This window comes from Methylobacterium sp. D53M (assembly GCF_053345625.1).
The window spans coordinates 560695-585157 of record NZ_JBKFAL010000001.1 but is presented as its reverse complement, the minus strand read 5'-3'; the positions used below and the strand labels follow the sequence as shown (position 1 = coordinate 585157).

General features: G+C 70.2%; 25 protein-coding genes. 2 read left to right on the top strand and 23 right to left on the bottom strand.

Features of this window, described 5'->3' with window-relative positions; all coding sequences use genetic code 11:
* Positions 1–11: 11 nt before the first annotated feature.
* The 17 genes from hisA to ACLBYG_RS02665 all read right to left on the bottom strand — a co-directional run bounded on the left by hisA (position 12) and on the right by ACLBYG_RS02665 (position 17056).
* Entirely contained in the window at positions 12–755 is a 744-nt protein-coding gene (gene hisA / locus ACLBYG_RS02745) for a 1-(5-phosphoribosyl)-5-[(5-phosphoribosylamino)methylideneamino]imidazole-4-carboxamide isomerase (protein ID WP_103985186.1), read from the bottom strand.
* Between the two features lie 37 nt (positions 756–792).
* On the bottom strand, positions 793–1452 hold the full coding sequence (gene hisH / locus ACLBYG_RS02740; RefSeq protein ID WP_020091780.1) for an imidazole glycerol phosphate synthase subunit HisH: 660 nt from the start codon (positions 1450–1452) through the stop codon (positions 793–795).
* 19 nt (positions 1453–1471) lie between these two features.
* Positions 1472–1951 (bottom strand): DUF2628 domain-containing protein, encoded by a 480-nt coding sequence (locus tag ACLBYG_RS02735; RefSeq protein ID WP_419511807.1) that lies wholly within the window; start codon positions 1949–1951, stop codon positions 1472–1474.
* Positions 1952–2024: 73 nt separating this feature from the next.
* Positions 2025–2612, bottom strand: a complete 588-nt coding sequence (gene hisB, locus ACLBYG_RS02730) for an imidazoleglycerol-phosphate dehydratase HisB (RefSeq protein ID WP_020091778.1) — start codon at positions 2610–2612, stop codon at positions 2025–2027.
* Positions 2613–2696: 84 nt separating this feature from the next.
* Entirely contained in the window at positions 2697–3572 is an 876-nt protein-coding gene (locus ACLBYG_RS02725; protein ID WP_447680525.1) for an S-methyl-5'-thioadenosine phosphorylase, read from the bottom strand.
* A 299-nt stretch (positions 3573–3871) separates the two neighbouring features.
* Complete coding sequence (locus tag ACLBYG_RS02720) at positions 3872–4783, bottom strand: cytochrome c1 (RefSeq protein WP_056521259.1); 912 nt, start codon at positions 4781–4783, stop codon at positions 3872–3874.
* A gap of 18 nt (positions 4784–4801) precedes the next feature.
* Positions 4802–6088 (bottom strand): cytochrome b, encoded by a 1287-nt coding sequence (locus tag ACLBYG_RS02715; RefSeq protein ID WP_020091775.1) that lies wholly within the window; start codon positions 6086–6088, stop codon positions 4802–4804.
* A 13-nt stretch (positions 6089–6101) separates the two neighbouring features.
* The gene (gene petA, locus ACLBYG_RS02710) at positions 6102–6686 is read right to left on the bottom strand and encodes a ubiquinol-cytochrome c reductase iron-sulfur subunit (protein WP_447680524.1); all 585 of its coding nucleotides are present in this window, start codon (positions 6684–6686) and stop codon (positions 6102–6104) included.
* A gap of 182 nt (positions 6687–6868) precedes the next feature.
* A complete protein-coding gene (locus ACLBYG_RS02705; protein ID WP_447680523.1) occupies positions 6869–8734 on the bottom strand; it encodes an ABC transporter ATP-binding protein in 1866 nt (621 codons plus the stop codon).
* Positions 8735–8822: 88 nt separating this feature from the next.
* Positions 8823–9410, bottom strand: a complete 588-nt coding sequence (locus ACLBYG_RS02700) for a protease inhibitor Inh/omp19 family protein (protein WP_447680522.1) — start codon at positions 9408–9410, stop codon at positions 8823–8825.
* Between the two features lie 171 nt (positions 9411–9581).
* Positions 9582–10406 carry a succinate dehydrogenase iron-sulfur subunit gene (locus tag ACLBYG_RS02695; RefSeq protein ID WP_024831121.1) on the bottom strand — a complete coding sequence of 275 codons (825 nt, stop codon included), beginning with the start codon at positions 10404–10406 and terminating at the stop codon, positions 9582–9584.
* An 86-nt stretch (positions 10407–10492) separates the two neighbouring features.
* Positions 10493–12310: a succinate dehydrogenase flavoprotein subunit gene (sdhA, locus tag ACLBYG_RS02690; protein WP_056521268.1), complete on the bottom strand. Its 1818-nt coding sequence runs from the start codon at positions 12308–12310 to the stop codon at positions 10493–10495.
* A gap of 31 nt (positions 12311–12341) precedes the next feature.
* Complete coding sequence (gene sdhD, locus ACLBYG_RS02685) at positions 12342–12761, bottom strand: succinate dehydrogenase, hydrophobic membrane anchor protein (protein WP_042674306.1); 420 nt, start codon at positions 12759–12761, stop codon at positions 12342–12344.
* A gap of 10 nt (positions 12762–12771) precedes the next feature.
* Positions 12772–13173, bottom strand: a complete 402-nt coding sequence (gene sdhC / locus ACLBYG_RS02680; protein WP_447680521.1) for a succinate dehydrogenase, cytochrome b556 subunit — start codon at positions 13171–13173, stop codon at positions 12772–12774.
* A gap of 129 nt (positions 13174–13302) precedes the next feature.
* Positions 13303–14553 carry an SLC13 family permease gene (locus ACLBYG_RS02675; RefSeq protein ID WP_447680683.1) on the bottom strand — a complete coding sequence of 417 codons (1251 nt, stop codon included), beginning with the start codon at positions 14551–14553 and terminating at the stop codon, positions 13303–13305.
* Positions 14554–14828: 275 nt separating this feature from the next.
* A complete protein-coding gene (locus ACLBYG_RS02670) occupies positions 14829–15407 on the bottom strand; it encodes a hypothetical protein (RefSeq protein ID WP_447680520.1) in 579 nt (192 codons plus the stop codon).
* A 155-nt stretch (positions 15408–15562) separates the two neighbouring features.
* Positions 15563–17056 (bottom strand): AMP nucleosidase, encoded by a 1494-nt coding sequence (locus ACLBYG_RS02665; protein WP_447680519.1) that lies wholly within the window; start codon positions 17054–17056, stop codon positions 15563–15565.
* A gap of 125 nt (positions 17057–17181) precedes the next feature.
* On the opposite strand from ACLBYG_RS02665, the gene tsaA reads away from it, so the two are divergent.
* Both tsaA and ACLBYG_RS02655 read left to right on the top strand, forming a co-directional pair.
* Positions 17182–17691: a tRNA (N6-threonylcarbamoyladenosine(37)-N6)-methyltransferase TrmO gene (tsaA, locus tag ACLBYG_RS02660; RefSeq protein ID WP_447680682.1), complete on the top strand. Its 510-nt coding sequence runs from the start codon at positions 17182–17184 to the stop codon at positions 17689–17691.
* Positions 17688–18380, top strand: coding sequence for an SGNH/GDSL hydrolase family protein (locus tag ACLBYG_RS02655; RefSeq protein WP_447680518.1), 693 nt, complete (start codon positions 17688–17690; stop codon positions 18378–18380). The genes tsaA and ACLBYG_RS02655 overlap by 4 nt, the downstream gene beginning before the upstream one ends.
* A 129-nt stretch (positions 18381–18509) precedes the next feature.
* Here the strand turns inward: ACLBYG_RS02655 and guaA are convergent, their stop codons facing one another.
* The 6 genes from guaA to ACLBYG_RS02625 all read right to left on the bottom strand — a co-directional run bounded on the left by guaA (position 18510) and on the right by ACLBYG_RS02625 (position 24428).
* Positions 18510–20066 carry a glutamine-hydrolyzing GMP synthase gene (gene guaA / locus ACLBYG_RS02650; protein WP_447680517.1) on the bottom strand — a complete coding sequence of 519 codons (1557 nt, stop codon included), beginning with the start codon at positions 20064–20066 and terminating at the stop codon, positions 18510–18512.
* Positions 20067–20253: 187 nt separating this feature from the next.
* Positions 20254–20673, bottom strand: coding sequence for a hypothetical protein (locus ACLBYG_RS02645; protein WP_020091761.1), 420 nt, complete (start codon positions 20671–20673; stop codon positions 20254–20256).
* Positions 20670–21005: a hypothetical protein gene (locus ACLBYG_RS02640; RefSeq protein WP_447680516.1), complete on the bottom strand. Its 336-nt coding sequence runs from the start codon at positions 21003–21005 to the stop codon at positions 20670–20672. Before ACLBYG_RS02640 ends, ACLBYG_RS02645 begins: the two co-directional genes overlap by 4 nt.
* Positions 21006–21301: 296 nt before the next feature.
* A complete protein-coding gene (locus ACLBYG_RS02635) occupies positions 21302–22669 on the bottom strand; it encodes an NTP/NDP exchange transporter (protein WP_447680515.1) in 1368 nt (455 codons plus the stop codon).
* Between the two features lie 108 nt (positions 22670–22777).
* On the bottom strand, positions 22778–23533 hold the full coding sequence (locus ACLBYG_RS02630; protein ID WP_447680514.1) for an NADPH-dependent F420 reductase: 756 nt from the start codon (positions 23531–23533) through the stop codon (positions 22778–22780).
* Positions 23523–24428 (bottom strand): aldo/keto reductase, encoded by a 906-nt coding sequence (locus tag ACLBYG_RS02625; protein WP_447680513.1) that lies wholly within the window; start codon positions 24426–24428, stop codon positions 23523–23525. Before ACLBYG_RS02625 ends, ACLBYG_RS02630 begins: the two co-directional genes overlap by 11 nt.
* Between the last annotated feature and the right edge of the window lie 35 nt (positions 24429–24463).

Below are 24463 nucleotides of genomic sequence, written 5' to 3'. Positions count from 1 at the left end.
GCCTCTGGATATCACGCCGCCGGGCCGCGCGCCGCAGCGATCGCCGCCAGGGCTGCCTCCGGATCGATGCGGCCGTCGTAGAGTGCCCGGCCGGTGATCGCGCCCGCGATCAGGGCGCAGTCGGGCTGCAGCAGCCGGTGGACGTCGTCGATCGACGCGAGGCCGCCCGAGGCGATGACCGGGATGCGCACGGCCTGGGCGAGCGCCAGGGTCATCTCGACGTTGAGGCCCTTCAGGATCCCGTCGCGGGCGATGTCGGTGTAGATGATCGCCGCGACGCCCGCGTCCTCGAACCGGCGCCCCAGCTCCTCCGCGGTCATGCTGGAGGTCTGGGCCCAGCCCTCGACGGCGACGCGGCCGTCCTTGGCGTCGATCCCGACCGCGATCTTCCCAGGATACTTGCGGGCCGCCTCCCGGACGAAGCCGGGATCGCGCACCGCCGCGGTGCCGATGATCGCGCGGGCAACGCCCTTGCTCAGCCACCCCTCCAGGGTCTTCATCTCGCGGATCCCGCCGCCGAGCTGGACCGGGATCGTGACCCGCGCGAGGATCGCGTCGACGGCCTCGGCGTTCCGCGGGGCGCCCGCGAAGGCGCCGTCGAGATCGACGACGTGGAGCCAGGAGAAGCCCTGCGCCTCGAAGATCGCGGCCTGCGCGGCCGGATCGTCGCCGAAGACCTTGGCCTGCGCCATGTCCCCCTGGATGAGGCGAACGCAACGCCCCTCTTTCAGGTCGATCGCCGGGTACAGGATCACGGGCGCTTCCGTCCTTCTTGCCTGGGCCGAACGGCGCTCACGGGCGCCAGTTCAGGAAGTTGGCGATGAGCGCGAGGCCCAGCCGCTGGCTCTTCTCGGGGTGGAACTGCGTGCCGGCGACGTTGCCGCGGGCGACGAGGGCGGTGACCGGGCCGCCGTACTCGGCGCGCGCGACGACGTCGTCCGGACGCTCCGCCTGCAGCGCGTAGCTGTGCACGAAGTAGGCGTGCAGCCCGTCCTCGCCGGTGGGAATGCCGGCGAGCAGCGGGTGGTCGCGCTCGGTCCGCAGGGTGTTCCAGCCCATGTGGGGAACCTTGAGGGCCGGATCCGACGGCCGGATCGGACCGACGTCGCCGGGGATCCAGCCGAGCCCCGGCGTGGTCGTGTACTCGAGCCCGCGGCTCGCCAGGAGCTGCATCCCCACGCAGATGCCGAGGAACGGGCGGCCCGCCCCGTGGGCGACCCGCGTCATCGCCTCGACCATGCCGGGAACGGCATCGAGCCCGCGGCGGCAATCCGCGAAGGCGCCGACGCCGGGCAGCACGACGCGGTCGGCCGCGGCCACCACCTCCGGGTCCGAGGTCAGGCAGATCCGCGCGTCGCGCCCGCTCTCGCGGGCGGCGCGCTCGAAGGCCTTGGCGGCGGAGTGGAGGTTGCCCGACCCGTAATCGATGATCGCGACGGTCTCGGTGGTCATGCGCGTCTCGCCCGGGAACTCACCGGGCGCCTTCCTGGGCAGGGAACAGCCCGATCACCGGCTCGGCCCGCCGGCTGGGGCCGCTCGGGAACGGGGCCCGGGGGGCGCTCGGGATCGCCTCGATCCAGCGGTTCAGCGCCCGGGCCTCGGCCTCCTCGGGCGTCGCGGCGACCACCGCGTCGCGCGCCGGCCAGCCGCGCCGCGCCAGGGTCCAGCGGCGCAGGCTGGAGGCCTCGAGGCCGATCAGCCAGGCGGCCAGCAGGGTGACGATCAGGCCGGCACCGGCCGGGAGCCCGAGGGCGATGCCGGCAGCGGCCAGCGCCACGAGGCCGACGAGGACGAGCAGGGCGGCGAGCCAGAGGCGGTGGAACAGGAACCACAGCACCGTGAAGGCGAAGGCCGGCCAGGAGAAGCCGTCGCGTACCAGGAGAGCCCGGTCGAGCCCGACCGTCTCGCCGGGCCGCGCATCGGCCGGCAGGTGGAGCGTGTAGCTGCGCATCCGCATCGCGAAACTCCGACAGCGCGCGCCGCGACGGCCGTGTGGCCGATCCGGGCGCCCGACGACAACGGGTCTACAGAGAGCCCTTGGTTGAGGGAACGCGCCCCTCCTCCCGCGGATCGATCGCCACGGCCTTCCGCAAGGCGCGGGCCAGCCCCTTGTAGCAGCTCTCCGCGATGTGGTGGGCGTTGTCGCCGTAGAGGGTCTCCACGTGGAGCGTCAGGCCGGCATTCATCGCGAAGGCCTGGAACCACTCGCGCACCAACTCGGTGTCGAACTGTCCGATCTTCTCCACGCGGAACGTCGTGCGGAACACCAGGAAGGGCCGGCCGGAGATGTCGACGCAGACCCGGGTCAGCGCCTCGTCCATCGGCAGGTGGATGTCGGCGTAGCGCGTGACCCCGCGCTTGTCGCCGAGCGCCTTGGCGAAGGCCTGCCCCAGGGCGATGCCGCAATCCTCGGCCGAGTGGTGCTGGTCGATGTGCAGGTCGCCGTCGACCTTCACGTCCAGGTCGAACAGGGCGTGCCGCGCCAGCAGATCCAGCATGTGGTCGAGGAAGCCGATGCCGGTGGCGATCTTCGACCGCCCGGTCCCGTCGAGATTGACGGTGACCGCGATATCGGTCTCCGCGGTCTTCCGGCTGATGGAGGCGCTGCGCATTTCGGTCTGGACTTCGCGTCAAGGGCGGCCCGGGCCGCCCGCGCCTTCTAGAGGGACTCGTCGCCGAATGGAAAGGCCGGCCGGCTAGCCGTTGAGAACCCGCCCCGCCACGGCGTCGAGCTTGGCGAGGAGCGCCGGATCCCGGACGGCGGGCGCCGTCATGATCGCGCCGTCCAGGGCCCGGTGCGAACCCGCCGGGCACGGCTCCCGCTCGCCCGGGAAATCGCGGGCGAGACGGGCGACGAGCCGCGCCGCTTTGTCGGCGTTGGCCCGGGCGACGGCGATCACCGCGGCGACGTCGACGGCATCGTGGCCCGGGTGCCAGCAATCGTAGTCGGTCACCATCGCGATGGTCGCGTAGGTGATCTCCGCCTCGCGGGCGAGCTTGGCCTCGGGCATGTTGGTCATGCCGATCACGTCGAAGCCCTGGGCCTTGTAGGCGCGGGATTCGGCCAGCGACGAGAATTGCGGCCCCTCCATGCACACGTACGTGCCGCCGCGATGAACCGCGATGTCCTCGGCCTTCGCGGCCTGAGCGATCCGCGCCTGCAGGCCGGGGCCCACCGGATGGGCGAGGGAGACGTGGGCGACGCAGCCGTCGCCGAAGAACGACGAGGCGCGGCCGTGGGTGCGGTCGACGAACTGGTCGACGAGCACGAAGAGGCCCGGGGGCAGGTCCTCGCGGAAGGAGCCGCAGGCCGAGAGGGCGACGAGGTCGGTGACCCCGGCCCGTTTCAGGGCGTCGATATTGGCGCGGTAGTTGATGCCCGACGGCGAGAGCCGGTGCCCCCGCCCGTGGCGCGCCAGGAACACGACCTTGGTGTCGCCGATGCGCCCGATCCGCAGGGCGTCCGAGGGCTCGCCCCAGGGCGACGTCACGCGCTCCTCGCGCACGTCCTGGAGACCCGGCAGGTCGTAGACGCCGGACCCACCCATGACACCCAGTACCGCTGCGCTCATGCCGGACTCCCTCAACGCGCGACGCCTCGGCAGCGCGGCCTATCCCACCCGGCACCTCGTCTCGGGTGCCGGAGCCATGCGGAGGCCTCGACGGAGACCTCCGGACGCCGCTCTGATCCCTGAAGCCCTCCTGCGAGGCCCGCTGACGCGGTCACCTCAGGATGAGGTGGTGCAGGGGGCGGGCAGTCTCGGGAGGCGGACCGTCGCGGCGGGCGAGCGGTAGCATGGAGCGCCGGCCGAAAAAAAGATGGGCCTCCGCGAGGGAGGCCCATCCGAACTGCGAACCGATCCGGCCCGCCTCAGTAGGTCTTGTGCAGCTCCGGCTGGAGGCCGTGCACCTCGCCACCGACATCCGCCCAGATCTTCTTCTTCACGTAGTAGAGCAGACCCGACAGCACGATCAGGAACAGGATCACCCGGAAGCCCAGGGCCTTGCGGTCCATCATGTGCGGCTCGGCCGCCCACATCAGGAAGGCCGAGACGTCCTTGCCGTACTGGTCCAACGTCTCGGGCACGACCGGCTGGCCCTGATCGTTCTTCGGGTAGGAGACCTGCCCGTCGGTGATCGGCGGCGGCATCGCGATGATGTGGCCCGGATAGTACTTGTTGTAGTGGCCGCCCTCCGGCAGCGCGAAGTCCTTCGGCGGATCCTGGTAGCCGTTGATCAGGGCGTGGATGTAGTCCGGCCCCTGCTCCGAGTAGCCGACGAGCGGCAGCCAGTCGGTCAGGAAGTAGAGCGAGCCGCGGGAGAAGGTCCGCGCCTTGGCGATGACCGAGAAGTCCGGCGGGGCCTTGCCGCCGTTGGCCGCGGCCGCAGCCTGATCGTTCGGGAAGGGCGGCGGGAAGGTGTCGGCCGGGCGGCCCGGCCGCTCGAACATGTCGCCGGCGTCGTTCGGCCCGTCCTTCACCTGATAGGTCGCGGCCAGCGCCTTGACCTGCCCGGCCGAGAAGTGCGGCCCGCCCTCCTGCGCGAGGTTGCGGAAGGAGACCAGCTTCATCGAGTGGCAGGCGGAGCAGACCTCCTTGTAGACCTGGAATCCGCGTTGCAGCTGCGCGGTGTCGAAGCGGCCGAACACGCCGGCGAAGCTCCAGTTCACGCGGGCCGGGATCGGCCCGCCATGCCCTTCCTGGGCGGAGACCGGCACGGCGCCGATCAGCAGGGCCGCCAGGGCGGCCGCGGCGGTCGTCGAGAGGACGCGGGTCATCATCATGGTCCTGTCGTCAGCCCGTCAGCCTTTGGTGGTCGGAGCAGCGGCGGCGCCCGCCGGCATGCCGGATCCGGTCACCTGCTTGCCCGGTCCGGTCACGCTCTCGAGGATCGAGCCCGGCAACTTCTTCGGCGTCTCGAACAGGCCGCAGAGCGGCATGACGATCAGGAAGTGCGCGAAGTAGTAGGCGGTACAGACCTGGGCGGCGAGCACGTAGCCGCCCTCCGGGGGCTGCGAGCCGAGCCAGCCGAGGAGGAGGGTCGCGCCGATGAACACCCAGAAGAACTGGCGGTAGATCGGCCGGTAGTTGCACGACCGGATCCGCGACGTGTCGAGCCACGGCGCGAACGCCAGGATGATCACCGCCGAGAACATCAGGATGACGCCGCCGAGCTTGCTCGGGACCGCGCGCAGGATCGCGTAGAACGGCAGGAAGTACCATTCCGGCACGATGTGCGCGGGCGTCACCGCCGGGTTGGCCTGGATGTAGTTGTCGGCGTGGCCGAGATAGTTGGGCTGGTAGAACAGGAACCACGCGAACAGGATCATGAACACGCAGGTCGCGAACACGTCCTTGACCGTCGCGTAGGGCGTGAACGGCACCGCGTCCTTGCCCGACTTGATCGGGATGCCGGCCGGGTTGTTCTGCCCGGTGACGTGCAGGGCCCAGACGTGCAGCACGACCACGCCGGCGATCATCCACGGCAGCAGGTAGTGCAGCGAGAAGAAGCGGTTCACGGTTGGGTTGCCCACCGAGTAGCCGCCCCACAGCAGGGTCTGGATCGTGTCGCCGACCACCGGGATCGCCGCCAGGATGTTGGTGATGACGGTCGCGCCCCAGAAGCTCATCTGGCCCCACGGCAGCGTGTAGCCGAGGAAGGCGGTCGCCATCATCAGGAGGTAGATGACGACGCCGAGGATGTAGAGCACCTCGCGCGGCGCCTTGTACGACCCGTAATAGAGGGCGCGGAACATGTGCACGTAGACGGCCACGAAGAACATCGAGGCACCGTTGGCGTGCGCGTAGCGCAGCAGCCAGCCGTAGTTCACGTCGCGCATGATCTTCTCGACGGAGGTGAAGGCACCTGTCGCCGAGGGCTCGTAGTGCATCGCCAGCCAGATGCCGGTGACGATCTGGATTCCCAGGAAGGCGGCGAGGATCGCCCCGAAGGTCCAGAAGTAGTTGAGGTTCCGCGGAACCGGGTAGGCGATGAAGGACGAGTGCACCAGCCCGGCGATGGGCAGGCGCGCCTCGAACCATTTGGCCACGCGGCTCTTCGGGACGTAGGTGCTGGCTGTTCCGCTCATGCTTCCGTCCTCCTCAGGCCGCTTCCTTGCCGCCTTCGCCGATCCGGATCTTGGTATCGGTCTGGAAGGCGTAGGGCGGGATCGGCAGGTTGATGGGCGCCGGTCCGTGGCGCACGCGACCCACCGCGTCGAATTGCGAGCCGTGGCACGGGCAGGCCCAGCCCTCGAAAGCGCCCTGGTGGCCGATCGGCACGCAGCCGAGATGCGTGCAGTTGCCGTAGACCACCAGCCACTGGTCGTGGCCGCTCTTGACCCGCGTCGGGAAGGCGGCCGGGTCGATCATGGCCGAGAGCGGGACCGCCTTCATGTCGGTCACTTCCTTGGCGGTCAGCTTGCGCACGAAGATCAGCTTGCCGCGCCAGAAGACGTTGATGATCTGGCCGTCCTGGATCGGTGTCAGGTCGACCTCGATCGGCGCGCCGGCGGCGATCGTGTCGGCGTCGGGCGCCATGGAGGAGATCAGCGGCCAGACGACGGCTCCCGCCCCGACCGCCAACCCGGCGCCCGTCGCCAGGAACAGGAAGTCACGGCGGCTGCCCTCATGACCAGAGACCGCGGCAGCGGCGGCTGATGTGTTCGCCAAGGTTCGGAACTCCATGCGTCGGCGTCAGGGCCGCAGGTGCCCTCGTCCCGGCTCGTCCCGGGAACAAAGCATTATGGTTCTAATCTGAGCAATGAGACCGTCTGCCGCCCCCGAGTCAAGCCGCAGTGTGCGGCGCGGCGATAAGGTCGCCCCTCGATCGTAGCGGTATGTTGCCAGCAATCTCGCTCCTCCGACGCTCAGGCGACGGCGCTGTCGTACCGGGCCGTCCCGTCGTCGAGAAAGCCGCCCGACTGTCGCGTCCAGAGGCCGGCATAGACGCCGCCGGCGGCGACCAGATCGGCGTGAGTCCCCTCCTCGATGATCCGGCCGCGGTCGATCACGACCAGCCGGTCGAGGGCCGCGATCGTCGACAGGCGATGCGCGATGGCCAGCACGGTCTTGCCGGCCATCAGCGTGTCGAGGGATTCCTGGATCGCCGCCTCGACCTGGCTGTCGAGCGCCGAGGTCGCCTCGTCGAGAATCAGGATCGGCGCGTCCTTCAACATGACGCGGGCGATGGCGATGCGCTGGCGCTGGCCGCCGGACAGCTTGACGCCGCGCTCGCCGACCTGGGCGTCGTAGCCGTGCCGGCCCTTGTGGTCGACGAGATCGGCGATGAACGTGTCCGCGTGGGCGAGCCGCGCGGCCCGCTCGATCTCCCCCTGGGTGGCGCCGGGGCGGCCGTAGGCGATGTTGTCGCGGATGGAACGGTGCAGCAGGGAGGTGTCCTGGCTGACCATCGCGATGGCCTCGCGCAGGGATTGCTGGGTCACCGTCGCGATGTCCTGACCGTCCACCAGGATCCGCCCGCTCTCCACGTCGTAGAGCCGCAGGAGCAGGCCCGCCAGGGTCGACTTGCCTGCGCCGCTGACGCCGACCAGTCCGACCTTCTCGCCCGGACGGATCGTCAGGGAGAAATCCTCGATGACGGTGGCGTCGCCGCGCCCGTAGTGGAAGCCGACCTCCTCGAACCGGATCTCGCCGCCGGTGACGGCGAGCGTCCGCGCGTCCGGCGCGTCGACGAGGGCGTGCGGCCGGGCCATCGTCTGCATGCTCTCCTGGACCACGCCGACATTCTCGAACACGCCGCGCACGGTCTGCATGACCCAGCCCGACATGGCGATGAGCCTGAGGACCAGGGCGAGCCCCGCCGACGCCTCGCCGGTCGTCATGCCGCCGTCGCGCCACAGCACGAGGCAGGCCGCGCCGGTGGCGATCAGGAGCCCGCTGTTGAGCAGGCCGAGGAGGCTCGTCGTCAGGGTGACCAGCCGGAACTGGTGGAGATAGGCGGCGGTGTGGACTTCCACGGCGTCCTGCACCGCGGCCCGCTCCTCGCGGTCGCGGGCGAAGAGCTTCACCGTCAGGATGTTGGTGTAGCTGTCGACGATGCGGCCGATCAGCGTCGAGCGGGTGTCGGCGGTCTTGTGCGAGCGCGCGCGGGCCCGGGGCACGAACCACGCGGTCAGGGCCGCGTAGGCGGCGATCCAGAGCAGCACCGGGACGGCGAGCCACGGCGAGATCGCGCTGAACAGCCCGACCGCGGTGATCGCGTAGATCGCCACGTACAGGAGCGTGTCGATGAAGACGACGGCGAGTTCCCGCACCGCCGGGCCCACCTGGACGACGCGGTTAGCGAGCCGTCCCGAGAAGTCGCCCTGGAAATACGAGAGCGCGTGCCCGAGGGTGTAGAGATGCGCCCGCCAGCGGATCTGGCTGGTCGATTGTGGCACGACGAGCTGGTTGGACAGCACCTCGTGGGCCCAGATCGACAGCGGTCGCACCACGGCGATCAGCAGGACCACCAGCCCGAGCTCGACCGCGTGGTCCGACAGCACCGTCGCCCGGTCGGCCGAGCCGAGCAGGTCGATGAACCAGCGCATCACGAGGTAGAGGGAGGCCTCGACCGTGCCGGCGATCACCGCGATGACGAACAGCGCCGCCAGGGCGGCGCGGATCGGGCGCAGGTAGAACCAGGCGAAGCCGAGCACCGACCGCGGCGGCATCCGCGCCTCGTCGAAGGGCGCGAAGGGGTCGACGCGGCGTTCAAGCCAATCGAGGAACATGTTGATGGGGGCGTGACGCGGCGGGAGCCCCTCATGTAAGCGCCTCCCGCCGCGCGCCAACCGCGCGGCGTGGTCGCGCCGCCCGGCCTCAGCGGTTCAGGGCGAGGGCCGCGCCGGACTTGGTGAGGGCGCCTTCCAGGCCGCCGCCGCCCTGACGCAGCCGCGCCGCCACCGAGCCGCCCGGCTGGTAGAGGTAGACCTCGCCGTCGCGGAAGTCCCAGGCCGAGACCCGCGCGAGATCCTTGTTGGCGCAGCCCGAGGCCGTCGCCCGGTAGAGGTCGAGGGCCGGGGTGCTCGAGAGCGTGACCTTGCAGTTCGCACCGGTCGCGTCCCGCGCATCCCAGCTTCCGACCACCGACGAGCGGCCGCCCGTGGCGACCGGCGGCGGCGGCGCCGGCGGGGCGACCGGCTCGGCGATCACGGAGGGGCCGCCGGCGGGCGGCGCGGCCGCCTGGGCACCGGGCGGGGGCGGCGCGTCGGGGCTCGCCGCGACGCCGGGCGGCGGCGCCAGCGGGGCCGCCGTCACCGTGCCCGACGGCATGGCCGGCACCGTGTCCAGGGACGCCTGGGGCGACGGCCCCCGGGTGCGCGGCCCGTCGAGGCGGCTGGAGGCGCAGGCGCCGAGGCTGGCGGCCAGACAGAGAACGGCGAACGTCGACAGGCTCGGGCGCAGCATCGGTCCACTTCGGGTCAGGATTCACGGCGCGGAGGCGCTTCGATCCTGACTCCGTGGCAATTGCGCTGTCCGCAAGGCAGCCCTCTCAGCCCGGACCAACTCTGCTGCGGAGAGCCGGCCTTTTCGGCCGGGTGTGGCCCTCAGGCCTCAACACCCGACTCGACTGCGCGATCAGAGCGTGCGCTCGACCATCATCTTCTTGATCTCGGCGATGGCCTTCGCCGGGTTCAGGCTCTTCGGGCACGTGTTGGCGCAGTTCATGATCGTGTGGCAGCGGTACAGCCGGAACGGGTCGTGCAGCCCGTCGAGGCGGTGGCCCGTGTTCTCGTCGCGCGAGTCGATCAGCCAGCGATAGGCCTGCAGCAGGGCCGCCGGGCCGAGGAACTTGTCGCCGTTCCACCAGTAGCTCGGGCACGACGTGGTGCAGCACGCGCACAGGATGCACTCGTAGAGGCCGTCGAGGCGGGAGCGGTCCTCCGGCGTCTGGCGCCACTCCTTCTCGGGCGCGGGCGTCTCGGTCTGGAGCCAGGGCTCGATGGCGGCGTGCTGGGCGTAGAAATTCGTCAGGTCCGGCACGAGATCCTTGAGGACCGGCATGTGCGGCAGCGGGTAGATCCGGATCGCACCGTCTTTGTCCTTGCGGGTCATCACCGGCAGGGCGTTGTCGGGGCTCTTGCACTCGTCGATGCCCATCGTGCAGGCGAGCGCGTTCTGCCCCTCGATGTTCATCGCGCAGGAGCCGCAGATGCCCTCGCGGCAGGAGCGGCGGAAGACCAGCGTCGAGTCGACCTTGTTCTTGATCCACAGCAGCGCGTCGAGGACCATCGGGCCGCAATCCTCGCGGTCGACCTGATAAGTGTCGATCCGCGGGTTGGCCCCGTCATCCGGGTTCCAGCGGTAGATCTTGAAGGTCTGCAGGTTCCTGGCGCCGGGCGGGGCCGGCCAGGACTTGCCCTGGGTGATCTGGGAATTCTTCGGAAGGTTGAACTGAGCCATGGTTCTCGACGGCTTCCGCTGGAGCAGGACGCGGCGGCCGGAGGGGTGAGGCCCCCCCCGCCGCAGTCGTTGTGCAGAGTTGCAGATCAGTACACGCGCGCCTTGGGCTCGATGTACTGGATCTCGTTGGACATCGTGTAGGTGTGGACCGGGCGGTAATCGATGACCACTTGGTGCTGGCCCTCGTCGAGCCAGGACAGCGTGTGCTTCATCCAGTCCTTGTCGTCGCGGTCCGGGAAGTCCTCGCGCGCGTGGGCACCGCGGGATTCCGTGCGGTTGGCGGCCGATTCCATCGTCACCACCGCCTGGCCGATCAGGTTGTCGAACTCCAGAGTCTCCAGGAGGTCGGTGTTCCAGACCAGCGACCGGTCGGTGATCTTCACGTCGGCGGCGGCGTTCCAGACCTTGTGGATCAGGCCCTTGCCCTCCTCCAGCACCTCGCCGGTGCGGAACACGGCGCAGTTGTTCTGCATCGTCTTCTGCATCTCGGCACGGAGTTCGGCGGTCGGCGTCGAGCCGTTGGCGTAGCGGAACCGGTCGAGGCGCTCGAGGGCCTTGTCGGTCGCGCCCTTGGGCAGCTCCATGGCCCGGCCGTTCGGCTCGACGATCTCGGCGCAGCGCTTGCCGGCGGCGCGGCCGAAGACCACGAGGTCGATCAGCGAGTTCGAGCCGAGGCGATTGGCGCCGTGGACGGAGACGCAGGCCGCCTCGCCGATCGCCATCAGCCCCGGGACCACCGTGTCGGGGTTGCCGTCGCGCAGCGTCAGCACCTCGCCGTGATAGTTCGTGGGGATGCCGCCCATGTTGTAGTGGACGGTCGGGATGACCGGGATCGGCTCCTTGGTCACGTCGACGCCCGCGAAGATCCGCGCGGATTCCGAGATGCCCGGCAGGCGCTCGTGCAGGATCTTCGGGTCCAGGTGGTCGAGGTGCAGGTAGATGTGGTCCTTGTTCTTGCCGACGCCGCGGCCGTCGCGGATCTCCATGGTCATGGAGCGCGAGACCACGTCGCGCGAGGCGAGGTCCTTCGCCGACGGCGCGTAGCGCTCCATGAAGCGCTCGCCCTCGGAATTGGTGAGATAGCCGCCCTCGCCGCGGGAGCCTTCGGTGATCAGGCAGCCCGCGCCGTAGATACCGGTCGGGTGGAACTGCACGAACTCCATGTCCTGCAGCGGCAGGCCGGCGCGCAGCACCATGGCGTTGCCGTCGCCCGTGCAGGTATGGGCGGAGGTCGCCGAGAAGTAGGCGCGGCCGTAGCCGCCGGTCGCCAGGATGGTCATCTGGGCGCGGAAGCGGTGGATCTCGCCGGTGGCCTGATCGAGGGCGATGACGCCGCGGCAGCGGCCCTCGTCGTCCATGATCAGGTCGAGGGCGAAGTACTCGATGAAGAAATCAGTCTGGTTCTTCACCGCCTGCCCGTAGAGGGTGTGCAGCATCGCGTGGCCGGTCCGGTCGGCCGCCGCGCAGGTGCGTTGGGCGGTGCCCTTGCCGTAATCGGTCGTCATGCCGCCGAACGGGCGCTGGTAGATCTTGCCCTCCTCCGTGCGGGAGAACGGTACGCCCCAGTGCTCCAGCTCGTAGACGGCGGCGGGCGCATTGCGCACGAGGTACTCGATGGCGTCTTGGTCGCCGAGCCAGTCCGATCCCTTCACGGTGTCGTACATGTGCCAGCGCCAGTCGTCCGGGCCCATGTTGCCCAGCGAGGCCGAGATGCCGCCCTGCGCCGCCACCGTGTGCGAGCGCGTCGGGAACACCTTGGTGATGCAGGCGGTGCGCAGACCCGCTTCCGAGCAGCCCACCGTGGCGCGCAGTCCCGCGCCGCCCGCGCCGACGATCACGACGTCGAAGGCGTGATCGTGGATGGTGTAGGCAGGCCCGCTGCCGTTTGTGCCGTTGGCGGCCATGTTCGGCTCCTCGAGATCGATGTTGGCGGGGTCAGGCCGGCTGTCCGAAGCCGATGCGCAGGACCGCGTAGAGGCAGGCGACGGCCACGACGACCGCGTAGGCGTTGTTGGCGAACACCGCCGCGATCTTCGTCGCCGGCGCGTGCACGTAGTCCTCGATGATCACCTGCATGCCGAGGCGCATGTGGACCGTGACCGACAGTAGCGCCAGGATCAGGAGGATCGACACCAGAGGGGTCGCGACGAGGAGCCGCGCCTCCGGGTAGCCGCGGCCCGCCATCTTGGCGATGATCACCACGAAGCTCAGCATCAGCACGACGTTGGCGACGGCGGTCAGCCGCTGCAGCCACCAGTGCCCGGCGCCGTGATGGGAGACGCCGAGGCCGCGTACGCGGGCGCGCGGCGTGCGGATCGAGACGCGCGTGTCCTGCCGGACCTCTTCCTTAGCCATGTCGTCCTCCTCAGCGGACCAGAAGGGCGACCGCCCAGATGACGAGGGTGAGGGCCACCGAGCCGATCAGCGTCAGCCGGGCCATCGAGAGGCGCTTCTCCCGGTCGAAGCCGACGCCGGTGTCCCAGATCAGGTGCCGGATGCCGCCGAGCATATGGTGCATCAGGATCCACGTGTAGACGAACAGGATCAGGCGCCCGAAGATCGAGCCGAAGAACCCGGCCACGTAAGAGTAGCCGGCCGGTCCCGAGGCCAGAGCCACGAGCCAGACTGCGACGAGAGCAGTCCCGCCGTAGAGCGCGGTGCCGGTGATGCGGTGGAACACCGACATCGCCATCGTCCAGGTCCAGCGATAGATCTGGAGATGCGGCGACATGGGCTGAGCCACTGTCGGGCGGGCGGTGGGTGCCATCGTGTTGAAGCCTCGCAGCTGCGAACTGGACCGTCTCTAATCTGGTAGCGCTAGAGCCTGAGCGGGCAACCCGCAATCCGTCATGGTGCGGCGCAATGTGCCCTCTGGGGCGACACTTTGCCGATTCTGTCACTTCAGCTGTCCCAGGAGGCGCCACCACGCGTAGTCGAGCGGCGCCGCCACGAGGAGCGACAGGAAACCGAAGCTCAGGGTGAGCCGGGTCGCATCCCGGAGACGGACCCGCCCGAGCTCGCTGGCGAACACGATCGGGGGCGCCTGATAGGGGAAGAACAGGGTCGAGTAGCCGATCACCTGCAGCGAGACGACCGCGAAGGGTGACAGGCCGCTCGCCTCCGACATCTCGCCCGCGAGCGCCGTGTACAGGGCCGGGGCGCCGTTGGCGGTGACGAGGAGGGTCAGCACCGAGGCGATGCCGGTGAGCACCGCGAAGTTCTGCGTCGGTGCGTCGCGCGCAAGGGGCGCGACGGTCAGCAGCAGATGGCCGAGGCGCTCGCCGAGCCCGGTCTCGTTGACCAGGGCGACGAGGCCGAGCAGCGCCGCGATGTAGAAGCAGGTCCGCAGGTTCACTTGTTGGAACGCCTCCGGCGGCAGGACCCCGATCCGCGGCAGCAGGCAGACGACCGCCGCGGCGAGGCCGACCCAGGCGGCGGCAAGGCCGTGGAGGCTGTCGGTCATCCAGAGGATCAGCGTGCAGGCGAGGATCACCGCGAGGCGCCGCTCGGGCGGGGACAGCGGAGGAAGGTCCGGCAGGATCGGAGCGGCGGAGCCGAGGTCGTCCGGGAACAGCTGGACGATGAGGGCGACGAGCAGCACGCCCTTCACCAGCGCCAGGACCGGGGCATGCAGGAGGAAGTAGGAGAGGTACGACAGGTGCAGACCGAGCAGGTGCTCGGCCGAGCCGGCCATCACGAGGTTCGGGACGTTGGCGGGCAGGATCGCCGCAGAGAGGATCGGGGTGGCGAGGCCGACGGCCAGGACCGCACCCGTCCGCCCCGGGCGCCCGGCCGCGAGACCGAAGGCGTCGCAGAGTGCGAGGGTGACGGGGATCATCAGGGCAATGCGGCCCAGATTCGACGGCATGACGAAGGCGATGAGGAAGCTCAGCGTCACCAGCCCAGCGATGAAGCGGCCGTAGGAGCCGGAGAGCCGCAGAGCGAGGGTGCGCGCCATCCGGGCGCCCAAGCCGGTCCGGGTCATGCCCTGCCCCACCACCATGCCGGACAGGACCAGCCAGAACGCGGAGGACGAGAAGCCCGAGAACACCGTCGCGGCCGAGCCGAGACGCGGCAGCATCGCCAGTCCGAAGAAGGCGAGTGCCGTGACGATCTCGGGCAGCAGCGCGGTCGCCCACAGGCCCATGCACAGCACGAGCAGCCCCGCCGTCGCCGCAACCAGTCCCTCGCCGCTCACCGCGATCGTCCCCGCACCACGCTACGCCGGAAGCGGCATCCTCATCGGATTGGAACGGTTCGCAATTCGGGACTTGTTGAGCGAGCCTTCGCCTGCGGCGAAGGCTGTGGATCCGGTGGGCCGATCTGGCCCAGGGGTCCTCACGGCAATGCCCGACCGAAGGCCGGCCGGGCGTCGCGCGGTTTGGAGGATGCGCCGCGGGGACGAGACCCGCGCCGCCTGGCTCAGTAGCCGTAGCCGTAATAGCCGTTGCAGGCAGCCGGGTCGTAGGCGCCGTAGCCGTAAGTGTAGGCGCAATTGTCGTAGCCGTAGTCGAGACCGCCCAGGCCGTAACCGACGCCGAGGCCGAGCCCGAGGCCGGCGAGTCCGTAGCCGACGCCGCGTCCGTAGCGGTGGCCGTAATAGCCGCGGTTGACCAAGCCGCGACCGGCGATCCCGCGGTTCCCGACCCCGCCGAACCGGCCGGCCTGGTTATATTCGCCGGCCCGCAGGCCGCCGGTCCGGACGCTGCCGACGCCGGTCACGCCGAGCCCGGCCCCGCGGAAGCCGCCGCCCAGTCCGCCGACCCGCGCCCCGCCGACGCCATTCTGGAAGGCGCCGCCGCCGAAGCCGCCGTTCCGGAACGCTCCGCCGCCGACACTGCCGCCGCGGGAGCCGCCGCTGAAACCGCCACCGTGGAAACCGCCCCCACCGAATCCGCCGCCGTGGAAGCCACCGCCGCCGAAGCCGCGGGCATCGGCGACGGTCGGCGCGAACGCGACGGCCGCCAGGAGGGCGGTGGAGACGAGTGAGATACGAGTCATGGGAAAGCTCAGCCTGATGTGTGGTGCTTTAACCACTCAACCCGGCTCTAAGGCGGCTGTATCCAAGCTTGAGTATGACCGATGGCGTGGCAGTCGGTCGCTGAGTTGGCGATATGTACGTCGGGCTCGAACGTCACCCTGGACTTCACGAAGTCTTACCGGAAGGGCGGTTCATCGAAACTGCGCAGCTTGCGCGAGTGGAGACCTTGCCGATCGGCCCGAAGAACGTCGAGGGCCGCCAGCCCGACCCGGAGGTGCTCCGAGACGGCCCGATCGTAGAAGGCGTTGGCGGCACCCGGCAGCTTGATCTCGCCGTGGAGCGGCTTGTCTGAGACGCAGAGCAGCGCGCCGTAGGGAACGCGCAGGCGGAAGCCCTGGGCGGCGACCGTGCCGCTCTCCATGTCCACCGCCACGGCGCGGGACTGGTTGATCCGACGCCGCTCCTGGCTGAAGCGCAGTTCCCAGTTGCGATCGTCGTAGGTCACCACCGTGCCGGTGCGCAGGCGCCGCTTGAGCGCGTCAGCCTGCTCGCCCGTCACCGCGGCGGCGGCGTCCTGAAGGGCGACCTGCACCTCGGCGAGGGCCGGCACCGGCACGTCCGGCGGCACGAGCTCGTCGAGGATACGGTCGCGGCGGAGGTAGGCGTGCGCCAGCACGTAGTCGCCGATGGTCTGCGACTGCCGCAGGCCGCCGCAATGGCCGACCATCAGCCAGCAATCCGGGCGCAGCACCGCGAGGTGGTCGGTGATCGTCTTCGCGTTCGAGGGGCCGACGCCGATATTGACCAGCGTCGTGCCCTGCTGGGTCCCGTCGGAATCGCGCGCCACCAAGTGGTAGGCCGGCATCTGATGGCGATGCCAGGGTGAGGCGGCGATCACAGCGGCCGGGTCTGCATCGGCCGCCTCGGCACGGGTCACGGACACGCCGCCCGGCAGGACCAGCCGCTCGAACCCCTCCGCGCCCGAGGCGAGCCGCTCCAAGCCGTGGCGGACGAACTGGTCGACGTAGCGGTGATAGTTGGTGAGCAGGATCCAGGGCTGGACGTCGCGCCAGTCGCAGCCGGTGTAGTGGACGAGGCGCCGGAGCGAGTAATCGACCCGCACCGCGTCGAACAGCGCCAGGGGCAGCGGCTCGCCGGCGATCTGGTCGAACAGCCCGTCCGCGATCTCGTCGCCCACGAGCGACAGGAGCGGCACCGGGAAGTAGGTGGCGAGGTCCGCGCCGTCGACGGTCCGCCCGCGCGCGTCCAGCCCGGCCTCCAGCACGTAGGGATAGGGAATCTCCTGCGCGCTGAGACCGACCTCGAGGGCGATGCCGTAGTCGGCGATCAGCGGCTCCAGCTGGCGGGTCAGGTACGTCCGGAAGAATCCCGGATGCGTGATTGTGGTGGCGTAGGTGCCGGCGGCCTGGAGCTTGGCGGTGGCGCGCCGGACCCGGGGCAGCGGCCCGTCCGGGCGGTAACTGATCCGCAGTTCCGGGTAGCGGAAGGCGAGACGCTCCGTGGCGTCCGGCGGCGGCCCGCCGGCGAGGTAGCGCTCCAGCGCGGTCCGCAGGGCGCCGGCCGCGTCGTCGTAGAGCTCGACCAGCCGGTCGATGGCGGTCGCGGCATCCGCCACCGCCTGCATCGGCCGCAATTCCCGCTCGATCATGTCGCCTCCGTTCCTGCTGCCGGATCTACACCCCGCGCCATCCGGGGGCGAGATGCGGGGTTGCGAGCCGCGGACACATGGCCGACAAGCCGGCCGGCGCGGAGCGCGGCGGCGAGGACGCGGGCATGGACACGGGGCTGGACGCGGATGAGTTCGGGACCCGTCCCGGTGAAGAGAGGGCCGCCCTGCCCGCGACCTTCGACGCGGGCCTCCACTTCATCGGCCGGCTGCGCACGCCCTGGCAGGCGCGGTCCGACTGTCCGAAGAATGGCCTGCAGACCGACGCAATCTGCACCGTCGAGGTCGACCCGGCCTACGCCCCCGGCCTGCGCAACGTCACGGGGTGCACGCACCTGATCCTCGTCTACTGGATGGACCGGGCGACCCGCGGCCTCGTGATCCAGCGGCCGCGCCACGCCGACGGCCCCAGGGGCACGTTCTCCCTGCGCTCGCCGGCCCGTCCCAACCCGATCGCCCTGTCGGTCGTGGAACTGCTCGGCCGCGTCGGCGACACGCTCCGCGTGCGCGGGCTCGACTGTCTCGACGGCACGCCGCTCCTCGACATCAAGCCCTACTACGCCTCGACGGACGCGCGGCCCGACGCCCGGGTCGACCGGGCCGGGGCCGAGCCGTGAAGCGCGTCGTTTCCCTCGTTCTCGGCGGGCTCGCCCTCCTGGCGATCGGCGGCTTCGCCGGGTGGCGCCTGCACCGGCCGGGGGCCGACGCGCGGGCCTACGCCGAGATGCGCCTGATCGCCGTGCAGGTCAGCCTCGACGAGGCGCCGCCGGACTACGTGTTCTGGGCCGGCGATTCCCAGGTGGAGCTGCAGCCCGGTAGCCAGCGCCCCTGCGGGCTGGATTTCCTCAACGGCGGGATCAGCGGCGCGACCGCGGGCAGCTACGCGGACTATCTCGCGCGCCTGACCTTCAAGGTGCAGCCGCGGCTCGCGGTCCTGACCATCGGAACCAACGACATCCTGGTGAAGAACAACCCGCAGCTGCACAAGCCGACGGAGCAGTTCGAGGCCGCCGCCGAGACGATCGTCAAGCGGCTGCAGACCCTCAGCCCGCGCGTCGTGGTGACCGCCCTCCCCCCGGTGGGTCGCGAGATCGGCAAGCTGGTGGATGCCGGCGCGGTCGCGGATTACTCGCGCCGGTTGCGGAATCTCTGCGGGCGGCTCGGCTGCGTCTTCACGGATCCGTTCGCCGCCCTGCGCGACGGCGATACGGGCTACGCCAAGCCCGGCGCCCTGCGCGACGGGCTGCACCTCGCGGCATTCCGGCCGGCGCTGAGGGCGGTCGAGCCGGCGCTCTGCACCCCGTGAGGGCCGGCGCCGCGTCGTTGCGAGCGGTGCGAAGCAATCCAGGAGCGCGTCACGGATCGAAGCGTCACGCTGCCCTGGGTCGCTTCGCTCCGCTCGCGATGACGGCGCGGGATCGGGCCGGACGCCGGCTCACTCCCACTCGATCGTGCCGGGCGGCTTCGAGGTGATGTCGTAGGTCACCCGGTTGATGCCCTTCACCTCGTTGATGATCCGGGTCGCGACCCGGCCCAGGAAGGCCATGTCGAACGGGTAGAAGTCGGCTGTCATGCCGTCGACCGAGGTGACGGCGCGCAGCGCGCAGACGTGGTCGTAGGTGCGCCCGTCGCCCATCACGCCGACGGTCTTCACCGGCAGGATCACCGCGAAGGCCTGCCAGATCGTGTCGTAGAGGCCGGCCTGCCGGATTTCGTCGAGGTAGATCGCGTCGGCCTTGCGCACGGCCTCCAGCTTCTCGCCGGTGATCGTGCCGGGGCAGCGGATCGCCAGGCCCGGGCCCGGGAACGGGTGGCGGCCGACGAAGCCCTCGGGCAGGCCGAGCTCCTTGCCGAGCACCCGGACCTCGTCCTTGAAAAGCTCGCGCAGCGGCTCCACGAGCTTCATGTTCATGCGCTCGGGCAGGCCGCCGACGTTGTGGTGGCTCTTGATGGTCACGGACGGGCCGCCGGTGAACGACACGCTCTCGATCACGTCGGGGTAGAGCGTGCCCTGAGCGAGGAACTTCGCCCCGCCGATCTTCTTCGATTCGGCCTCGAAAACGTCGATGAACAGGCGGCCGATCGTCTTGCGCTTGATTTCCGGGTCGCTGACGCCCTCCAGAGCCGCGAGGAACATCCCCGACGCCTCCACGTGGACCAGCGGGATGTTGTAGTGGTCGCGGAACAGCGCCACAACCTGCTCGGCCTCGCCGAGGCGCAGGAGCCCGTGGTCGACGAACACGCAGGTCAGCTGATCGCCGATCGCCTCGTGGATCAGCACCGCCGCCACGGCCGAATCGACGCCGCCCGAAAGGCCGCAGATCACCTTCTCGGAGCCGACCTGCTCGCGGATCTTGGCGATGGCCTCTTCGCGGTAGGCGCCCATGGTCCAGTCGCCCGAGCAGCCCGCGACATCGCGCACGAAGTTGCGGATCAGCAGGGCGCCGTGGGGCGTGTGCGCCACCTCCGGGTGGAACTGGACCGCGTAGTAGTTGCGGGCCTCGTCGGCAACCGCCGCGAAGGGCGCGTTCCTGGAGATCGCCACGGTGGTGAAGCCGTCCGGCAGCTTGGTGACGCGATCACCGTGGCTCATCCAGACCGGGTACTTCTCGCCCTTGTGCCAGACGCCCTTGAACAGCGGGCAGTCGGCCAGGATCTCGACCTCGGCGCGGCCGAACTCCGCGTGGTGGCCGCCCTCTACGGCGCCGCCGAGCTGGGCCGCCATGGTCTGCTGGCCGTAGCAGATGCCGAAGACCGGGACGCCCGAATCGAACACGAGCTGGGGCGCGCGGGGCGAGGCCTCGACGGTAACCGATTCGGGGCCGCCGGAGAGGATCACGCCCTTGGGCTTCTGCTCGCGGAACGCGGCCTCGGCCTTCGTGAAGGGCACGATCTCGCAGTAGACGCCCTCCTCCCGCACGCGGCGGGCGATGAGCTGCGTCACCTGAGAGCCGAAATCGACGATCAGGATCTTGTCGTGGTCGGTGTTCATCGCGGGCGATTATCCGAAGCCCGCGGCGCGTGCAACGCACAAGTCCGGATTGTCCGGCCTTCCGACGTGCCGTCACCGACGGAATGCCGGACCCGACCGTCAGGTCCCGCGCGTCGCCGTCGCCCCGTCGGTGCCGGCGCGGCCAGCCGCGCGCGGCGGTCTCGGCTGGCCCGACGCGCGCCAGCTCTCAGTCGAAGTTGCGGACCTTGGCCGAGCCGCCGAGGCTGATCGCGGGTTTCGCGGCGGCGCCGGCGAGGCTCACCTTCTTCTGGCCGGGCGGGGTCTTGGCGCGCAGCTGCGGGGCGGGCTCGGGAGTCGGTCGCGACGGCTTCAAATGCGCCTGGCCGTGGATCACCGAGCCGATCTCTCCCGCCACGCGGATCAGGTCGTCGCGCTCGCAGGAACGGGCGACCTTCAGCCCGAGCTTGTGCATGTGGCTCTTGCCGTAGAGGTAGGCGGCGAGCTGCGCGCGCTTCAGCGGCGGGATCTGCTCCAGGATCAGCGGCAGGTCGAAATCGTCGGCCCGGTACACGGAGCCCAGAACCTCGAGGGTCACCGGGCAATCGACTTCGGGCTCGGCGCCGCTGGTCGGATGCGCTTGCGTCATGGATGCCTCTCGGAGGTCGATGGATCGGGACCGGGCTCGGATGCCCCGGAGCCGGGGTCGAGTTCAACCCCTATCGGAACGGTGAGGTTCGCAATCCTGTCCTGCGCGGGCGCAGGCGTCGGTGGCGGGACTGGTTCGGGCTTCCAGGCGCCCAGGCAGCCGGTGCAGACCGATTCGATCACCGCGCGGGCATGGGCCTGCCGGCGGGCCCAGAGCATCTCCCGGGCGAGGCGCGCCGCCTCGGGGTCCGGCAGCGGGCGGATGCGGATGAAGAGCGGCTCCTGCGCGGTGGCGGGCGCTGGTGTCAGGACGAGGAGCCCGAGCAGCGCCATCGCGGGATCGGCGGCACGCCACCGGCGCCGCGGCGCCGACCATGCGGGTCCCGCCATGTCACTCTCCCGCCCGGAACGAGCGCGATACCTCGCGCGTCAGGGTAAACCGCCTCTTAACGGCCGCCGCGGCCGCGCGGAACTTCGCCTCGGGACGCCGGTAGAACGAGGGGGGACCGAGCGGGAGACGGCTTGATGCCTCAGATGTTCGACTGGATCTTCTTCGCGATCATGTTGCCGTTTCCGACCTACCTGGTCTGGGACTTCATGCGGCATCGATAGGCAGGGCGCAACGGCGCTCACCCGCCGGACGAAGCGGCCATGCGGCCGACCGGCGCGGCCCGTTCGGGCTCGATGCCCGGCTCCGCCGCCTGCTCGGCCCGCCGCCGCTCCTGAGCGCGCCCGAGCCAGACGCTGTTCACGAGCCACGCCATCGACAGCGGGATCGCGGCGCCGGCCACGCTGGCGCTGCCGAGCCCCATGCCCTGGATGCCGGTGAACGACCACGCGCCGACCTGATCGCCCAACCGGTAGACGACGGTGTCGATGAAGCTCTTCGCCTTGTAGCGGTCCTCCCGGGGGACGACGGTGAACAGCACCTCGCGCACCGGCCGGGCGATCGCGAAGTTCCCGGCCCGGCGGAGCACCTGGAACGCCACGATGACGCCGATCGTCGGCCAGAGGGCGAGCGCCACGAAGCCGAGGATGCTGAAGGCGGGGAGGATCGCCAGCGTCAGGGCGACGCCGATTCGGTTCACGATCCGGCCCGTGAGGAACAGCTGGATGCCCAGCGTGAGGACGTTCACCGCGAGGTCGACGCTGGCGAAGAACGCCGTCTGCGCGCCGCGGTCCGGGAAGCTCCGCTTCGCGATGCCCGCCTGCTCGAAGTACAGGAACGTCGAGGTCACCGAGAACAGCAGCAGGAACAGCGAGATGTTGAGCAGGTAGGGCGATGCGAGAGTCCGGGTGACGCCGGCGAGCACGCTGCCGCCGATCGTCCGGTCCTGACCGTCCTCGGGGCCCCCGTTCCGGCCCGGCACCTCGTGGAGCTGCGTCGACAGCGCCGCGAGCCCGCGCATGCAGAACACCGCGACCTCGAGGAGCGCCACCGCGCAGAGCATCAGGCCCCAGGTCGGGACGTTCTTGGCCAGGATCGCGGTGGTCGCCGAGCCCGCGATGGCGCCGAGCGTCGCGCCGGCCGCGATGAAGCCGAATAGCCGCTTGCCCTGGGCGTTCGAGAACACGTCGACGATCGTCGCCCAGAAAATCGAGACCACGAACAGGTTGAAGATCGACAGCCAGACGAAGAACACCCGGCCGATCCACACGCCCCACTCAGCGGGCGCGAGGTAGAGCGTCAGCGCGAACGCCAGGATGTTGGCCGCGAAGAACCGATAGGTGATCGGCACGAACCGCGCCCGCGGCATCCGTTTCACGAGGTAGGCGAAGGGCAGGTTGAGGGCGAGCATCCCCAGGAGGGTGGCGGTGAACAGCCAGGGCAGGTTCTCGATGCCGCCGGCGACGCCCATCTGGTCCCGGATCGGGCGCAGGACGTAGTAGGCGGCCAGGATCGAGAAGATGTAGGCCCACGACCAGGCCAGCGCCCGGCCCTCGCCGGGCTGAACGTCGATCAGGCGCGCGAGCGTGCCGCGGGCGGGTTCAGGCATGGGCCGATCTCACCGGATTGGGCTTCTTCCCCGGACGGGCCTCCCTCGGGGAAGGCTCGGTCGGACCCCTCGCCGTTGCGGGGCCCGGCAAGGGGCCGGGCGACGCGCCTACTTCGCCAGTCCGAGTTTCTCGCGCATCTCCGGCGCGGTGACGTCGTGACCGAAGCCCGAGCTGCCCATGGCGAACTTGTCGGCATCCTTGAGCGGGCCGACCACCACCGGGTCGAACCCGGCATCGCGGACGAGGCCCTCGGCGACCTTCAGCGCCTCGGGGTCGTCCCCGGCGATCGGGATCGCCATCCGCCCGCCCGCACGACCCTTGCCGCCGTCCGCGCCCTCCTTGGCGAAGATCTTGTAATTGGCCGCGTTGAAGGCGCGCACGATCTTGGCGCCGGGGAAGTACTTGGCCGAGGTCGCGCCGATCCCGCTGGCCTGGACCTCGTCGTAGAGCGCGCCGTCGCGCTTCTGCGTGGCGTTGCCGGCATCGAGGACGACCTTCCCCTTGAGGGACGGGCCGATCTCCTTCGCGAGGTCCGGATAGGCCTTGTAGGGGACGGCGATGAACATGGCGTCGCCGAACTTGATCGCCTCCTCGGGCGTGCCGGCCCTGGCCTTGGGTCCGAGCTCCGAGACCATCGCGGCGAGCTGCTCCGGGTGGCGGGAGGCGAACATGACCTCGTGGCCGTCCTTGACCCAGAGCGTCCCGATCGTGCCGCCGATGTTCCCGGCGCCGATCACGCCGATCCGGATCTTCTTCGCGCCGTCCTGGGCTGCGGCGGGCACGGAAGCGGGAAGAGCGGCGGCCACGGCGAGGCCAGCCGCGAGGGCGAGCGCCGCGCGGCGCGAGATGACATCAAACCGCATCGATGAACGTCTCCATCTGCTTGCGCTGCGCCGCGTCGGGCAGCTTGCCCCGCACGGCCCCGAGGTTGTCCTCGACATAGGCGGCCTTCGCCATGCCGGGGATCGGGCAGGTCACGGCCGGGTTGCCGAGCACGTATTTCAGGAAGAACTGCGGCCAGCTCGCGCAGCCGAGATCCTTGGCGACCGCCGGCAACTCCTTGCCCTGGACCGCCTTGAACAGGCGATCGCGGCCGAACGGCACGTTGGTCATCACCGCCACGCCGCGATCCGCGGCCAGCGGGAGCACGCGCTCCGCGGCGGCACGGTTGTCGATGGCGTAGTTCACCTGGATGAAGTCGAGGCTCTCGCGCTTCATGACGGCCTCCAGGGCGTCGAGCTGGTTGTCGCGCCAGACCGTGACGCCGACGTACCGGACGCGCTTCTGCGCCTTCAGATCGCGCAGGACCGCCAGGTTCCCGGTCACGTCGATCAGGTTGTGGACCGCCACCAAATCGAGGGTATCGACCTTCATGCGCTTCAGCGATCGGTCGAACTCCGCGAGCGTCGCGTCGCGGCCGGTCGTGTCGACCTTGCTCGCGAGGAAGATCTTCTGGCGCAGGCCGGGCTCCGCCAGGATCAGGCCGAGGACGTCCTCGGCGGTGCCGTAGCTCGGGGCCGTGTCGATCACCGATCCGCCGAGTGCGACGAAGGTCTTCACCGCCTCCTTCAGGGGCGCCACCGCCTCGGGCGTCGGCTCGACCTCGTAGCGCCGGGACGTGCCGATCCCGATGGCCGGGAGCGTCTCGCCGGTGGAGGGTATCGGGCGGCGGATCAGCGGCTCGGCCGCCGCGGCGAGGCGGCCGGCGAGCGGGGCGATAGCGGCTGCGGCGATGACGGCGCGACGGGATACGGGCATGGCCGGCCTCCGACGGATTCAGGACCCGCCGGGAG